This is a genomic window from Streptomyces sp. BK340 (assembly GCF_007827595.1).
Taxonomy (GTDB): Bacteria; Actinomycetota; Actinomycetes; order Streptomycetales; family Streptomycetaceae; genus Streptomyces.
This window is the reverse complement of the sequence record NZ_VISR01000026.1, coordinates 94,314-108,687: the sequence shown is the minus strand read 5'-3', so window position 1 is coordinate 108,687 and position 14,374 is coordinate 94,314. Positions and strand designations below refer to the sequence as shown.

12 protein-coding genes are annotated in these 14,374 nt (G+C 69.8%); 2 read left to right on the top strand and 10 right to left on the bottom strand.

All coding sequences use genetic code 11. The features are described from left to right. Window position 1: 1 nt before the first annotated feature. Genes FB157_RS35045 through pqqA form a run of 7 tightly spaced genes read right to left on the bottom strand, consistent with a single transcriptional unit; the run spans window position 2 to window position 9,783 of the window. A complete protein-coding gene (locus FB157_RS35045; RefSeq protein ID WP_145884722.1) occupies window positions 2–5,395 on the bottom strand; it encodes a glycosyl hydrolase family 28 protein in 5,394 nt (1,797 codons plus the stop codon). Between the two features lie 11 nt (window positions 5,396–5,406). Next, window positions 5,407–6,189: a heparin lyase I family protein gene (locus FB157_RS35040; RefSeq protein WP_145884721.1), complete on the bottom strand. Its 783-nt coding sequence runs from the start codon at window positions 6,187–6,189 to the stop codon at window positions 5,407–5,409. 4 nt (window positions 6,190–6,193) lie between these two features. Continuing rightward, the gene (locus FB157_RS35035) at window positions 6,194–7,384 is read right to left on the bottom strand and encodes a glycoside hydrolase family 105 protein (RefSeq protein WP_145884720.1); all 1,191 of its coding nucleotides are present in this window, start codon (window positions 7,382–7,384) and stop codon (window positions 6,194–6,196) included. Further along, window positions 7,381–8,517, bottom strand: a complete 1,137-nt coding sequence (pqqE, locus tag FB157_RS35030) for a pyrroloquinoline quinone biosynthesis protein PqqE (RefSeq protein ID WP_145884719.1) — start codon at window positions 8,515–8,517, stop codon at window positions 7,381–7,383. Before pqqE ends, FB157_RS35035 begins: the two co-directional genes overlap by 4 nt. Continuing rightward, window positions 8,514–8,846: a pyrroloquinoline quinone biosynthesis peptide chaperone PqqD gene (pqqD, locus tag FB157_RS35025; protein WP_145884718.1), complete on the bottom strand. Its 333-nt coding sequence runs from the start codon at window positions 8,844–8,846 to the stop codon at window positions 8,514–8,516. Before pqqD ends, pqqE begins: the two co-directional genes overlap by 4 nt. After that, window positions 8,843–9,619, bottom strand: a complete 777-nt coding sequence (gene pqqC, locus FB157_RS35020) for a pyrroloquinoline-quinone synthase PqqC (RefSeq protein WP_145884717.1) — start codon at window positions 9,617–9,619, stop codon at window positions 8,843–8,845. The genes pqqD and pqqC overlap by 4 nt, the downstream gene beginning before the upstream one ends. After that, window positions 9,616–9,783: a pyrroloquinoline quinone precursor peptide PqqA gene (pqqA, locus tag FB157_RS35015; protein WP_145884716.1), complete on the bottom strand. Its 168-nt coding sequence runs from the start codon at window positions 9,781–9,783 to the stop codon at window positions 9,616–9,618. The genes pqqC and pqqA overlap by 4 nt, the downstream gene beginning before the upstream one ends. Window positions 9,784–10,090: 307 nt before the next feature. Between pqqA and FB157_RS35010 the strand changes: the two genes are divergently transcribed. Continuing rightward, a complete protein-coding gene (locus FB157_RS35010; RefSeq protein ID WP_145884715.1) occupies window positions 10,091–10,927 on the top strand; it encodes an aldo/keto reductase in 837 nt (278 codons plus the stop codon). Between the two features lie 125 nt (window positions 10,928–11,052). Here the strand turns inward: FB157_RS35010 and FB157_RS35005 are convergent, their stop codons facing one another. Continuing rightward, a complete protein-coding gene (locus tag FB157_RS35005; RefSeq protein WP_145884714.1) occupies window positions 11,053–11,676 on the bottom strand; it encodes a hypothetical protein in 624 nt (207 codons plus the stop codon). Between the two features lie 189 nt (window positions 11,677–11,865). On the opposite strand from FB157_RS35005, the gene FB157_RS35000 reads away from it, so the two are divergent. Next, window positions 11,866–12,561: a glycoside hydrolase family 75 protein gene (locus FB157_RS35000; protein WP_145884713.1), complete on the top strand. Its 696-nt coding sequence runs from the start codon at window positions 11,866–11,868 to the stop codon at window positions 12,559–12,561. 13 nt (window positions 12,562–12,574) lie between these two features. Here the strand turns inward: FB157_RS35000 and FB157_RS34995 are convergent, their stop codons facing one another. Together FB157_RS34995 and FB157_RS34990 are read right to left on the bottom strand one after the other, a co-directional pair. Continuing rightward, window positions 12,575–13,276 carry an SDR family oxidoreductase gene (locus tag FB157_RS34995; protein ID WP_145884712.1) on the bottom strand — a complete coding sequence of 234 codons (702 nt, stop codon included), beginning with the start codon at window positions 13,274–13,276 and terminating at the stop codon, window positions 12,575–12,577. Window positions 13,277–13,391: 115 nt separating this feature from the next. After that, entirely contained in the window at window positions 13,392–14,294 is a 903-nt protein-coding gene (locus FB157_RS34990; RefSeq protein WP_145884711.1) for a trans-aconitate 2-methyltransferase, read from the bottom strand. Window positions 14,295–14,374 lie beyond the last annotated feature (80 nt).

Below are 14,374 nucleotides of genomic sequence, written 5' to 3'. Positions count from 1 at the left end.
CTCAGCCCGTGTACTGGGCGAAGACCTTCAGGTAGTCGTACGGCTGCTGTGTCACGCCGCTGCAGGAGTCGCCGTCGGTGCCGGAGCCACAGGGGCGGTCGCGGTTGACGGACCAGTAGGTGAGGCGTCCGATGTGATGCTGCTGGGCGTAGGCGAGCATGGTCCTGAAATCGGCGAGGCGGACACGCTCCCCGGAGTCGTCCGTCTTCCCGTTCATGGACGAGAGCCCGATGTGGGCGTAGGCGGTGGCGTCGCTGTAGCCGTAGGCCGCCTTGACCCGGCCCTTGAGTCCGTCCATGGCCCGGGTGGTGAGGGTGCCCATGTCGGTGGTGCCGCCGCCGAAGTCGAACGGCATGATGCACCACACGTCGTTCGCCAGACCGGAGTCGGCCGCCCGCTTGATCATGTCGACGCCGGTGGAGTCGGGCCCGCCGGTCGTCGTGCCGAAGGTGATGACGGTCTTCAGGCCGGGGTTGGCGGCCTTGACGGTCTTCAGCGCGTCGACCACACGCTGGCGGACGGTGGCGTTGGACCACTCGGTGTTCTCGATGTCGATGTCGAGGGCCTTCAGCCTGTAGGCGTTGACGACCTTCTGGTAGGCGCCCGCGAGCGCGGAGGCGCTGGAGCACTTCTCGCCGAGTTTGGCTCCGCTCCAGCCGCCGACGGAGACCATCACGTCACCGCCGGCGTTTCTGATGGCGTTGATCGTCGACTGGTCGGTGCCGCCGGTCAGCGGTCGCGAGCCGTCCCACTTCGGGTTGCAGCTGCCGTCGGAGAGGATGAACGCGAGCGTGAACCACTTGACGCCGGTCGCGGACATGACCGAGGTGGGGCTCTGCGGGTTGCCCCAGCCGAGGTACTCGTAGGGGGCGACGGCGAAGCCCGGGGAAGCCGCGGCCTTCGTGGAGTCGACCGGCTTCACCCGGATCAGCCGGGTCTCGCCGGGGCGCAGGGTCGCGCTGTAGGAGTCGGCGATCACGCCCTTGTGGGAGCCGGACCAGAGGTCGGTGACATCGCCGGAGCCGGTGAAGCCGACCTGGGACCAGTTCACACCGACCGTGGCGTTGCCGGAGGTTCCGGTGTTGAACAACGCCACCACGTAGTCGCCGCTGTGCTCGCGTTTGCTCCAGACCTGCTTGACACCACTGTTCACAAGGCGTTTCGCGGCCACGCCGTCCTGGTCGACGTCGATCAGCCGGTCGTTGGCCAGCATCGCCTCGTCGACGGGGTCGAGGTGGGTGAGATCGGTGCCGAGCAGCAGGGGCGCGCCCGCCATCGCCCACAGGGTGAAGTGCGAGCGCCGCTGGTCGGCGGTGAGCCCCGCCTGGTCGCCGTTGCCGATCTCCAGGGAGTCCAGGTCGTTCCAGCCGCCGGGTCCGGCGTACGGCTGCCAGTTGGCCGCCGAGGTGAAGCGGGCCGAGACGTGGGACCAGTCGGTGAGCGGATAGCCGCTGCGGTCGGAACCAGACCCGCAGTAGCACTCCACGTCGCCCTGGGTGCGCCAGCTGTTGGCCAGCTGCCGCCAGGTGGAGGCGTTCGCGATCGGCAGGTTGTTGGAGAGGGCCAAGGTGATGGGTCGTCCGGTGGCGCGCAGGGCCTTGTCCCATGCCTGGACGTCGGGGATGTCCTGGCTGCCCACGCCGTCGATCTTCAGGTAGTCGACTCCCCAGGACGCGAACTGCTTCGCCCACGAGTTCACGAACTCCTGCGCGCCCGGCCTGGAGTAGTCGATGTAGTACATGTTCTTGCAGTTGTAGTTCTTCTCCGTCTTCGAGGTGTCCGCGATGTCCTTCGCGTAGTACGACGTGCCCTCGACCGGGGTGTTCCTGGTGACGGCGTTCTTCGCGATGCCGGGAGTGACGTAGAAACCGAACTTCAGGCCCTTGGAGTGGACGTAGTCGGCGAGCGCCTTGATACCGCCGGGGAACTTGTCGGTGTCGACGGCCCAGCGGCCGTAGGAGTCGACGACGAAGCCGTTGGAGTCGCACTTCTGCCAGAAGTCGTCGAGGTTGACGTACACGAAGCCGTGGTCCTTCAGGCCGCTCGACGCCAGCGCGTCGGCCTGGGCCCTGATCTTCGCCTCGGTCGGCCGGCGGCGCACGAAGCTCCAGCTGCTCCAGCCCATGGCGGGGCGGAGGGACTGACCGTTGTCCGACCTGGTGGTGAAGGCCGACGGTGTCGCGTACGAGGTGCCGATCCACGCCTCCTCGATCCGCAGCCGCTTGTAGCGGGTGGAGTCGGAGGCGGCCGCCCAGGTGGTGTCGACCTCCAGGCGGACGTAGCGGGCGTCGGCCGCGGTGAGGTCGATGCCCTGGATTCCACGGCGGCTCGGCAGCCGGCCGGTCCTGACGGCGCTCCCCCAGGTCGATCCGTCGTTGCTGAGGTACACCTTGTAGTCCTTGATCCGCGCCGACTGCTCGGTGTCCGAGCGGGCGTAGGCGACGGAGTCCTCGCGCTGGTTGAGGCCGATGTACTGGACCTTCTTGGTCGAGCCGAGGTCGAAGGTGAGGCTGACCGGGAGGGTCTTGTCGTTGTCCCAGTAGGTGAGGTGGTCGCCGTCGCCGGCGGCGGAGCCGGTGTGACCGCTCGCCGAGGAGCTCGCGGTCACCTTGACCCCGGTGAGGATGCCCTGACGGCCGGCGCCGGTGACCTTGAAGACGGTGTCGTACGGGTCCCAGTCGCCGAGCCCGGTCAGCGTCAGCACACCGCCGGACTGCGACCAGGAGACCGCTTTGCCCGTACGGAGGTTGACGACGGACGCGATGCGCCAGCCGTTGTCGCGGATGCGCAGCGTGCTGGTGCCGGGCGGGGTCAGGACGTGGATGTACTGGCGGTTCGGGTCCGTCCTGCTGATCGTGGTCACGCCGTGGGCGCCGTCGTTCCAGAAGCCTGGTTTGAGGCCTCCGTACATGTAGCCGCCGCCCTCGGTGCCGTGCAGGGACTCCCCGATGGGGTCGAGGTAGCTGTCGGCGAAGTTGTTGAAGGCGGCCTGGTTGGCCGGGAACTTGCCGTTGACCTGGGCGGTCTCGGCCATCAGCGCCTTGACCGAGGAGCCGGCATTGGTGACGAGGCGGCCGAGGGTGAGCCGACGGTCGACCGACGGGTCGGAGCCGTCGTACCACCAGGCGCCGGTCGAGGGCAGCTTGAAGTCCGCCTCGGTCAGGCGGGGTTGGGCCGTGTAGAGGGCCTGGGGGTAGTCGTAGGCGGGCGTCATGCCCGTCTTCTGCTCATTGCTGATCATGTCCATGATCGGCGTGTCTTCGTTGTTGTTGCTGAGCGTGTAGTTCGGGCGCTTCTGGTAGATCTGCGCGTAGAGGTTGTGGCTCTCCCAGTACGCGTTGTCGTTGTCGATCCAGAAGCCGCCGAGGTCGGGGTAGCGGTCCATGACCTCGAAGAAGTTGTCGTAGCTGAACTGCCCGAAGCCGTCGCGGGTGGTCAGGTCGACGTTCTTGCCCTTGTAGGCGGAGTAGGCGGCCGAGTCGAGCCACTCGTGGCCGCCCTCGGCGTGCCACTGGGGGTCGTCGGTCATGTAGAGGATGACCTTCATGCCCTTGGCCTTGGCGGCGGTGATCAGCTCGCCGAGGAAGTCCCGCTCGGTGGAGCAGGAGCCGGGGATCTTCGACGGCCAGGGGCGGGCGTAGCCCAGTCGGCTGTGGAACGTGGCCAGGACGAGGTACTGCGTGTGCAGCTTGCGGGCTTCGTTCACCCAGTAGTCCGGCGTCCAGCCGCCGCTGGTGACGTCGTGCTCCCAGGCGCCGCAGCTGGTGTGGGCGGGGGCGGTGCGCAGGCCCCAGTGCAGGAAGAGGCCGCCGACCGAGCTTCGGAGGAAGTCCTGGCGGGGGTTCTCCACATCGAGGGTCCTGGCCGCCGTACCGCCGCAGTTCTCCGTGGACCCGGTGGACGAGACCCGCAGGGCGCCGCCGGAGGTGGTGCGGCTGTCCGTCAGGCAGTAGCCGGTGACGTTCTGGAAGCCGACGTCGTGCGGGGAGTCGGCGCCGCGCTGGGCGGTGAAGCGGGTGAGGCGGATGTCGCTCGCCGCGTCGGCGATGAGCGCGGGACGACCGTCGGCGGCGGCGAACTTCACGGAGCTGTCGGTGAACCGCACGTGGTCGGCGTTGTGCAGATACCAGCCGTAGGCCGGCCGGGTGCCGATGCTCTTGGGGTTGTAGTCGTTCGGGTCGTTGCTCGGCACGGCGGTGGACATGGTGCCGTTGCCGCCGGGCACGGTGATGTCGACGTGGTTGAAGGTGACGCCGCTGATCCGGTGGCCGGTCTCGCCCCACAGGGTGGGGCTGAAGGACGGGCTGTTGCCGGTGGCCGTGATGTCGTCGTACGTCACGTCGCTGATCGAGCCGACACCCGGGCTGTTGCCGCAGCGCCTGCGCGTGCCGATCTTCTGCATGACCGGCGAGTGGACGTTCCTCATGGTGATGTCGCGGTAGTGGACGTCGGAGATCTTCGCGCCGTCCATGGACACCATGCCGAGGCCGGACTTGTCGGCGCCTTCGATACGGATCTTCTCGAACCGGTAGTCGGAGAAGTCGCCGCAGGTCTCGGAGCCGAACATCAGGGCGTTGCAGCACCGCGCCGAGAGGTACGAATCGCTCACCCGGACATGACCGTTGGGGAGCTTGGCGCCGAGGGCGTAGTCGCTCTTGAAGACGAGCGCGTCGTCGTTGGCCTTGATGTTCGCGTTGGTGACCGTGACGTCGGTCGTGGAGATGATGTTCCAGCCGTCGCGGTCGCTCGCGGTGTCGATGGTCAGGTGGTCCGACGTCACGTTCTTGCAGCCGTTGACGAGGGCTGCAAAGTGGCCGCCCCGGCGCAGGGTGAGGCCGTCGCCGATCCGCAGTCCGTCGCAGCGGGTCAGCGAGAGGATCTTGTCGGCTTCGCCCGGCTTCGGGTTGCCGGTGATCAGGTTGCCGCCGCCGTCGATGACCCCGCCGCCGACGAAGCCGATGTTCGTGAGCCGGTCGCCGTAGATCATCGCGTTGTGGAAGTGGCTGTGCCCGTAGTCCTGGTACTTGTCGTAGGGGTTGGACTCGGGCGGGTCGTAGGTGTCCGCCGAGGAGCCCTGGATCGTGGCGCCCGTGTCGACCTGGAGCGTCACGTTGCTCTTCATGTGGATGGTGTTCTTGGACTTGTAGGTGCCGGCCGGGAAGCGGACGGTGCCGCCGCCGGCCGAACTCGCGGCGTTTACGGCCTTGTTGACGGCGGGGGTGTCGTTGGTGGAACCGTCGCCCTTGGCGCCGTAGTCGCGTACGTCGAAGACGGCGGCGCGGGGCGCGGGCTCGGGGGCCGCGAGGGCGGTGGGGTGGGTGAGGCCGAGGACGACGGCGACGACGAACAGGACGATCGCCGCGGCACCTCTGGCGCGCGGGGGGCTGGAACGCATGGGACGGCTCCTCAGACGAGTTGGTATCCGCGGAGGTCGGTGAGCAGGAGATAGGTGTTCTGCAGGGAGCCGGAGGTGTCGCCGAGGGAGCGGTAGATGCCCCACTTCGGGCGGACGCGGTCGGCGAGGAAGGTGTCGACGCCGGTCCTCGCCTTGTCGATCACGGTCGTCGAGCCGCTCCTGAGGATCCAGCGGACCGAGCCTGCCGAGCCGTTGCCGACCTTGATCTGGAAGTCGACGTCCGTCCACTTGTCGTGCAGGGGGTCCAGGTCGGTGCGGCCGACCAGGATGTCGTCGACGGCGAGCCGCAGCTCGATGGTCTGTTTACCGTTCACTCGGCGCAGGGACTGCACGACGATCGGCGAGGTGCCGTTGCCGGGCTGCTTCATCTGCATGATGTGCGTGAAGGTGGTGGTGGCCTTCAGGGAGCCGGGGATGTACATCGAGTACGTGATCCGCCAGGTCTGGCCCTCGGTCCACTTGAGGTAGCTGCTGCCGCTCGTGCGCAGGCCGGTGACCTCCTGGCGCTGGCGGTCGGTCGACGTGTCGCGATCGACCGTGTGCATGGTGAAGCGCCAGTCGTCGCCCGTGGTGCGGATGTGCGGGTGCGCCGCAGGGTGCGAGTCGGCGCGGTCGTCCTCGACGGTCTCGAAGGCGCCCAGTCCGTCGGCGCTCGCGGACGGGGACCACTTGAGCTGCCAGGACGCGGCCCGGGCCGGGGTCGGCAGGCCGACGGCGGCTCCGGCCGCGCCGCCCAGCGCGGCGCCGAGCACCGCCCTTCTGGACGTGCTCATGACACTATTCACCTCGCAGTTGCTCGTTCATGATCAGGAAGGCGCCCAGGCCGTGGAAGTCGTTGACGGCCCGGGTACGGGCGGCGTAGTACGCGTAGTCGCCGACGTTGGTGCCGACGGAGATGTCGGCGAGGTTGGTGCGGCCGTCGGCACCGACCGAGATCTTCGCCAGCACGCCCTCGTAGCCGCGCCGGGCGACGGCCGCGTAGTGCGGGTCGAGATAGCCCTGCTGGACACCGCGCGAGAGGGCGTAGGTGAACATGCTGGAGCAGGACGTCTCGGTCCAGTCGTCGCTTCTGCCCCCCTTGTCCATGACCTGGAACCAGCGGCCGCTGGCCGGGTCCTGGTACCGCTCCAGGCCTGCCGCCAGCCGCCGGAAGATGCCGAGGAGTTGGGGTCGCCGGGAGTGGCTCGCCGGGATCGCGTCGAGGACACCGACGATCGCCATCGAGTACCAGCCGACCGCGCGGCACCAGTGCTCGGGCGCGAGCCCGGTCTGCGGGTCGGCCCAGCTCGCGGTCCTCGACTCGTCGTAGGCGTGCTTCAACAGGCCGTCGCCGGCCTGGAGATGGCCGCCGTAGACGGCGAGCTGCCTGGCCGCCTCGTCGTTCGTGTACGCACTGTCGCCGAACTCCCTGCCGTACTCGACGAGGAACGGGTTCACCATGTAGACGCCGTCCGCCCAGAGCTGGTGGGCGCGGCTGCTGTTGTCCGCGTGCCAGAAACCGCCGTCGCCGGTGCGCGGGTAGGTGGCGAGGCGGTCGCGGATCTTCTTCGCCGCCTTGCGGTAGCGGTCCTGGCCGGTCTCGTGGTGCAGGATCACCAGGAGGCGGCCGGCCTGCATGCTGTCCAGGTTGTCGAAGGACTGGCCGATGGAGCCGTCGCTCTTCACGAAGCGGTCGACATAGCTCTTGATGTAGGTGAGGTAGCGCGCTTCGTGGGTGCGCCGGTAGGTGAGGTACTGGCCGTAGAGGTACAGGCCGACCGGGTACGACCAGCCGCCGATCCCGGTCGGCGTGTAGCGGGCCATGGTGGAGTCGACCACGGCCGTGGACCAGTCGGGGGCGGTGGCCGGGCGGGGCAGGGCCGGAGCCGGGGCGGCGGCGGCCGGGGGTACGGCCGCGGGGAGCGCGGCCAGGCCGGCGGTGGTGAGCGCGAGTGCCGTCAGGGCCGCGCGCAGGCGTCGGCGTCTCATGTTCCTTCCTCTCGCTGAACTTCTCGCTGGACTTCTCGCGGGGCTTCTCGCGGGGCTTCTCGCAGGGCTTCGCGGTAGGCGTACGCGAGCCGCCTGGGCGCGCGCACGAGGTCGCGTACGAGGGAGTGGTCCGGGGCGTGCCGGCAGGCCGGATCGGTGCGGGCGGGGTCACCGGTGAGGGCGTGGGCCTGGCAGCGGCAGCCGCCGTGGTCGGTGGTGCGCAGGGCGCAGCCGCGGCAGGGCTCGGGCATCCAGGACTCGCCCCGGAAGGCGTTGAAGGCCTTCGACTCCCGCCAGATCCGGTCCAGTCGGTGCTCCCGGACGTTCGGCGGGTCCAGACCCGGCAGGCTGCTCGCGGCCGGGCAGGGCAGAACCGTGCCGTCGGGGGCGACGGTCAGCGAGATGCGCCCCCAGCCGCCCATGCACGGTTTCGGGGTGGCGTCCAGCAGATCGGGCGCCCCCCACACCAACTCCGGTGTGCGGCCCAGTTGTTCGCGCCAGCGCGCGACGGTCGAGCGGGCCCGCTCGACCTGGCCGGGTGTGGGGAGCAGCGCGGCCCGGTTGCGCAGCGCCCAGCCGTGGTACTGGGTGTGGGCCAGTTCGAGCCGGTCCGCGCCCCAGTCCACGGCGAGCCGGATCAGCCCGTCCAGGGCGTCGAGGTTGCCGCGGTGCAGGACGGCGTTGATGCCGAGCGGCAGTCCCGCCTCGCGGACCAGCCGGGCCGCACGCTCCTTCACGGCGAACGCCTTTGCCCCCGCGATGCGTTCGGCTGTGTCCGGGTCCGCGTGCTGCACGGACAGCTGGACACTGCGCAGCCCGGACTCGACCAGCCCGGCCAGCCGCCGCTCGCCCAGGCCCACGCCGCTGGTGACGAGCTGGGTGTACAGGCCCGCCGTGTCCGCGGCCGTCACCAGCTCGGGCAGGTCTCGGCGCAGCAGTGGCTCGCCGCCGGACAGATGGGTGTGGACGACCCCGAGGTCACCCGCCTGCCGGAACACCCCGGACCACTGTTCCGTGGTCAACTCAGCTGACCGACCGACCAGTTCGACGGGGTTGGAGCAATATCCGCAGCGCAGCGGGCAGGCATGGGTGAGTTCTGCGAGCAGGGCCCAGGGCGAAGCGACGGCCGTCATGTCAGCCAGCCCTCCTTGCGCAACCCGGCCAGGAACTCCGGGACTTCGACGGCGACGGGTGCGCCTGGGTACTCGGCGGACAGTTCGGCGACGATGCCGGCCACGGTCCGGCTGCCGTCGCAGCGCCCGAGGACGGCGCCCGCGCGGCCGTGCAGGACGACCACCCGTTCCGGCACCAGCAACAGGTGCGTGTCCCGCACCGGGTCGTGCCGCAGCAGGACGCCCCGGGCGAGGGCGGGGCGCCAGGCTGCCGGGGTCCGGCGGGCTGCGGGAAGCGGCTGGACGGCTGCGGGTTGCGACCGGCGCGCCGCGGGACGCGTGGAGTTCACGAGGTGCCCCCGTCCACCGCGTCCAGCAGCGCCCACAGCACCTCGCACTTGAAGGTGAGCGCGGCCACCGCCCGTTCCTGCTGCGCACGGGTGCGGGCGGTGGCGAGGACCAGGGCGAGGGCCTCCTCCCCGTCGCGGGCGCCCTGGGTGACACGGGTGCGGAAGTAGGCGAGACCGGCCGGGTCGATCCACGGATAGTGGCGTTCGAAGGCGGCGATGCGGGTGCGCATCAGATCCGGCGCGGACAGCTCGGTCAGGGAGGCGGCGACGGCGTCCAGCGTGGGGCGCAGCCGGCAGAAGGTGACGTAGGCCTCGACCGCGAACCGCACGCCGGACGGCACCCGGGAGGCGTCCCACAGCTCCTCACGGGGGAGGCCGGCCGCCTCGCCGAGCCGCAGCCAGCGTTCGATGCCTCCCTCGCTCCCCGGGCCGCCGTCCCCCGTGCCGTCGTGGTCGCGGATGCGGCGCAGCCAGCGGCGGCGCTGCTCGGGCCGGTCGAGCCCGGCGAGGATCAGGGCGTCCTTGACGGGGATGTGCCGCTGGTAGTGGAAGCGTGCGGCGATCCAGCGGCGCAGTTCGGCGGGGGTCAGCTCGCCGTGATGCATCCGCAGGTTGAAGGGGTGCCGGTCGTGGTAGCGGGCCGCGGTGACGGCCCGCAGGCGCTCGGTGAACTCGGCGGCCGGCCAGAGGGCACCGGTGGGCGGGGCGGTGCCGGGGACGTCGGAACGGGGGACGGCCGAGGCGTCCCGGAGGGGCGGAACGGTCGTGCTCATGAGGCTTGCGGCGGCTCGGGGGCGCGGCGGTCGGCGAGCGCGTAGGCGGTCACTTCGAGCGCGGTTTCCACAATCCGGTAGCCCGGGCTCCGCCAGACCTTGTCATCCGATGTCTCCGGCTCCTGGGGCACCGTACGGGGGGTCATGGGCAGGGTTTTGTTCATGTGCGCGTACCCGCTTTCCTGAGGGTGGGGGATCTCAGAGGGCAGACAGCGGCCATGGTCAGAGGCCGTTCACATGCATGCACCGGGTTCAGCGACACGTCCGGTGGCGCGATACAGAGTCCCGGTATGAAGGGCCGCGGTCAATGGTCCGAACCGATAACGTCGGATGCGTTTCCGGCCAATCCGCGGTTCCGCGGACTGACTCACCGGTCAGTCCGCACGGATTCCGCGGTCAGGAATGCAGGTCGGCCCGTGATCGTTGACGATGGGAGTACCACCTGTCGACAACCGAAGGATCAAGAAGCTCGTGAGCAGCAAGGTCCCCCCGATCATCCTCAACAACGGCGTCGAGATGCCCCAGCTGGGCTACGGCGTCTGGCAGGTGCCGGACGACGAGGCCGAGCGGGCCGTCGCCACGGCGCTCGAGGCCGGGTACCGCAGCATCGACACAGCCGCGATCTACGGCAACGAAGAGGGCACCGGCAAGGCCATCGCCGCGTCCGGCCTGCCCCGCGAGGACATCTTCGTCACCACCAAGCTCTGGAACAGCGACCAGGGGTACGACTCCACGCTGCGCGCGTTCGACGTGTCGCTGGAGAAGCTGGGTCTCGACTATCTGGACCTGTACCTGATCCACTGGCCGCTGCCGTCCCGGGACAAGTACCTCGACACCTACAAGGCGTTCGAGAAGCTCTACGCCGAAGGCCGGGTCAAGGCGATCGGCGTCTCCAACTTCCTCCCCGAGCACCTGCAGCGGCTGATCGCGGAGACCTCGGTCATCCCGGCGGTCAACCAGATCGAACTGCACCCGCACCTGCAGCAGCGTGCGGCGCGCTCGTTCCACTCGGAGCAGGGCATCAGGACCGAGGCCTGGTCGCCCCTCGGCCAGGGCAAGGGCCTGCTGGAGGTGCCTGCCGTCGTCGCCATCGGCCAGAAGCACAACCGCACACCGGCCCAGGTCGTGCTGCGCTGGCACATCCAGCTGGGCAACGTCGTGATCCCGAAGTCCGTGACGCCGTCGCGGATCAAGGAGAACATCGAGGTGTTCGACTTCAGCCTGGACGACGAGGACCTCGCGGCGATCAGCGCCCTGAACGAGGACCGCCGTCTCGGCCCGGACCCGGCCACCTTCGACATGGGCTGACACCCGCCCGCCGAACGGCCGTTCGCCCCGCTGAAGCAGCAGGGCGGACGGCCGTTCGCGTGAACTCCTCCGCAGGAGGGAGCTGTTCGGACGCCGGCGTGGAACCGGTCGGCCCACCGGACCGGTCAGCCCACGTGCACGACCGTGTGCACGTCCGTGTGCACGACCTCGAACTCCTCCAGGCCGACGACGTCCACATGCGCCTTGGCGACACCTTCGTGCCGGGCCGCCGCCTGGTCGGCCCGCGAGGCCACCATCGCGTCGCGGTCGACGAAGAGGGCGCCGACCTGGCCCGTGCCGCGTTCCCGGTCGACGAGCAGGCCGTCCGCGGCCAGGCCCGGCAGCGCCTCCAGGCGCGGAGCCACGGTCGACAGGAACGTGTCGGTGACCAGGTCGATGTCCGCGGGGTCGAACTCCACCCGCGTGATGCGCAGGCCGCCGCCCATACGTGGTGGCTGGAGGGGGTGGTAGACCACCGCCTCGAAGTTCTCCACCGTCAGCGTGCCGGCGAACGGCCCGAGCATGGCCTGCCTGCGCGACCGCATGACCTCGTCGCTGTTGTGCCGCGCCTCGGCCGTGTCCCACCAGCTCACGCCCAGCAGCTTGCCGAGGTCCCGGTCCACGAAGACCCCTGCTCCGCAGTAGCCCGGACGTTCCTGGAGCAGCTCGCGCCCTTCCGTGTTCAGCGCCTTGATGGCCGTGTCGATCCTCGCGGGGTCGCCGGTCACATAGATGGTGCGTACGAACATGACGATTCGCCTCCCAGTTCGACATGACCAGTGTTCCCCGGGGGGCAATTCACTGCATCCGGTGGCGAAGTCGCCGCAAACGGCCCAGCCTGCGCGACTTCCCCGCAGGGGCTTGACGAGGACATGCAGGAGGGGCCACCTTGTACGGCACCTGGTAAGGAAACTTTCCTAACAGAAGGGTCCCCCACAGTGCGTCTTCGAACACTGACCCTCGCCGCGGCCTCCGGGGCCGCCCTCCTCGCCGCCGGAGTGCTGCCCGCCAACGCCTCGGGCAACCCGGCACCCGCCTCCGCCCAGGAGGGCTCGGTGAGCGCGGCCGACCTGCTGGCCAAGGTGACGTCCTGTTCGCAGATCTCGAACGGCAAGTACAAGACCGACGACGAGACCTCGGCCACGGTCCCCGTGTGCGGCAAGAACGGCGCGGTGTTCTGGAAGGCCGACATGGACATCGACTGCGACGGCCAGCGCACCACCAACTGCAACGAGAACCGCGACCCCTGGTACCAGGACGACACCGCCTTCCACCAGTCCGACGGCAAGCCGCTGAAGGCGGAGTCCCTGCCGTACGTCGTGGTGCCCAGCTCCAGCAGCATCTGGAACTACTCCGGCGCCGGCATCAAGGGCGGCGGTGTCGTCGCCGTCATCTACAACAACAAGGTCGAGTACGCCGTCGTCGGTGACACCGGCCCCACGAAGATCATCGGCGAGGCCTCGTACGCCACCGCCAAGGCGCTCGGCATCGACCCCGACCCGGCCACCGGCGGGGCCGACTCCGGCGTGACCTACATCCTGTTCAAGAACTCCAAGGTCTCCCCCATCGAGAGCCACAGCGCGGCCGTCTCCCTCGGGGACCAGCTGGCCAAACAGTTCCTCGCGAACAACTGAGGCCGCCTGTACGTCAGTTGGGCTGCCCCAGCGGACGCACGACCACGGTGTTGACGTCGACCCCGGCCGGCTGCCGGATCGCCCAGACCACCGAGTCGGCGATCTGGTCCGCGGTCAGGAGATGCCCCGGGGGCAGGCTGCCGAGCCCGTCCCAGAACGGGGTCTCCACCCGGCCGGGGGCGACCAGCGTGACGCCCACACCGAACTCCGTGACCTGGCGCCGGGTGTTCTCGGCGAGCCCGGTGACGGCCCACTTGGTGGCGCCGTAGAGGTTGCCCGGCGTGTTCACGAACCCGGCGACACTGCCGATGAGGACGATCCGGCCGCCCGTCTCCTTCAGCGCGTCGACGGAGGCACGGACGAGCAGGGCGGGACCGAGGACGTTGGTGAGGACCATCTCGGTCCACCCCGACGGGTCGCCGTCGGCGACGGAGTCATGCGTGGCGAAGCCGGCGTTGGCGACGACGGTGTCCAGCCGGCCGTACGCCTTGAGCGTGCGGTCGACCGCGTCCCGCACGTCGTCGAAGGCCGACGCGCTGCCGGCGACCGTCAGCAGTTCGTCGGGATTGCCCAGGCTGTCGGCGAAGTCCCGCAGCCGCTGCTCCCCGCGCCCGGTGACCGTCACCCGGTACCCGGTGTCGAGCAGCTGCCGGGCAACGGCGGCGCCGATACCGCTGCCGCCACCGGTGATGAGTGCGACCGGAGCGTCGTTCATGGTTTCCCCCTGTGTCTCGGTGAAGGCCCGAAGTCCATCACTTGGAGCGTTCTCCAAGTCAAGTCCCGTCACAGGTAAGGCAGTACGGCACCGAGGGGAGGTGGGCGGCGGGTGCTCAGAGCGGCCGTACCGCCGTGTGGACCGTGTACGCGCCCAGGACGAACACGTCCGGCCTGCGGTGCACACTCGCCGGATCGGCCGGGTCGAGCAGACGGTCCAGGGTGGCCAGGTCCTCTGCGTCCAGGCTCTCGGCGCCCGCTTCGCGCAGCCGGGCCAGGGAGGCGGCGACATGGTCCCGGGCCCGGTCGGTCGCCGGGGCCGGGAGGTCGAGCAGGAAGCTGCGGGTGCGGGTGTGCTTCAGACCGACGGAGGTCAGCAGGGCCGACCAGTCCTCGGTCACGGCGACCGAACCGGGCAGGTCGGCCCGCATCCGCGCGAACCACTCCGCCTGCACCACGTCCAGCCGCTCCTGGAGTCCGGGGCGTCCGATACCGAAGTCACGGGGCAGGAAGCGGGAGGGGAGTCCGCCTTCGAGGAGGGCCAGGGTGCCGCCGGGGGCGACCCGGGCGGCGAACGCGGCGAGCGCGGCCCGCTGGTCGCCGAGGTGGTGCAGGCTGCGGCTGGCCCACAGCAGGTCGGCCGGGTACTCCAACTCGTCCAGCACACCCGGAAGTTCCCCGGCGAGGATGTCGAACCGGTCCGCCACGCCCTGTCGTACGGCGCGGTCACGGGCCTGCTCCAGCAGCGGCTCGGTGCTGTCGACGGCCACGATCCGGGCCCCGGGGAAGGCCTCGGCGAACAGGCAGGCGACGACACCGGGGCCGCTGCCCGCGTCGACGATCAGCCCCGGCTCGGTCACCTCCTTCGCCAGCCAGGCCATGGCCCGCTCGTAGACGGGGGTGAACAGCTCCGCCTGCGTCTCGAGGTGCGCAGCCATCTCGGCCCAGTCGATGTCGGTGTCGTGTGCGTGCCCGTGCCGGTGGTCGCGGCCGTGCTCGCGGTGGTGGTCGTGCGCCATGGTGCCCAGCCTCTCGTCGGTGTGCGGTCAGCGTGCGACGGCACACCGGCCGAGGGCCAGCGGCGTTGCCGGTCCGGCAA

What these genes read in the sequence shown, in the direction of transcription:
- pqqC (WP_145884717.1), bottom strand. Translation starts at nt 9,619, where the DNA reads ATGAGCACGACCGTTCCGCCCCTCCGGGACGCCTCGGCCGTCCCCCGT.
- FB157_RS34995 (WP_145884712.1), bottom strand. Translation starts at nt 13,276, where the DNA reads ATGAACGACGCTCCGGTCGCACTCATCACCGGTGGCGGCAGCGGTATC.
- FB157_RS35035 (WP_145884720.1), bottom strand. Translation starts at nt 7,384, where the DNA reads ATGAGACGCCGACGCCTGCGCGCGGCCCTGACGGCACTCGCGCTCACC.
- pqqA (WP_145884716.1), bottom strand. Translation starts at nt 9,783, where the DNA reads ATGAACAAAACCCTGCCCATGACCCCCCGTACGGTGCCCCAGGAGCCG.
- pqqE (WP_145884719.1), bottom strand. Translation starts at nt 8,517, where the DNA reads ATGACGGCCGTCGCTTCGCCCTGGGCCCTGCTCGCAGAACTCACCCAT.
- FB157_RS35040 (WP_145884721.1), bottom strand. Translation starts at nt 6,189, where the DNA reads ATGAGCACGTCCAGAAGGGCGGTGCTCGGCGCCGCGCTGGGCGGCGCG.
- FB157_RS35005 (WP_145884714.1), bottom strand. Translation starts at nt 11,676, where the DNA reads ATGTTCGTACGCACCATCTATGTGACCGGCGACCCCGCGAGGATCGAC.
- FB157_RS35045 (WP_145884722.1), bottom strand. Translation starts at nt 5,395, where the DNA reads ATGCGTTCCAGCCCCCCGCGCGCCAGAGGTGCCGCGGCGATCGTCCTG.
- FB157_RS34990 (WP_145884711.1), bottom strand. Translation starts at nt 14,294, where the DNA reads ATGGCGCACGACCACCACCGCGAGCACGGCCGCGACCACCGGCACGGG.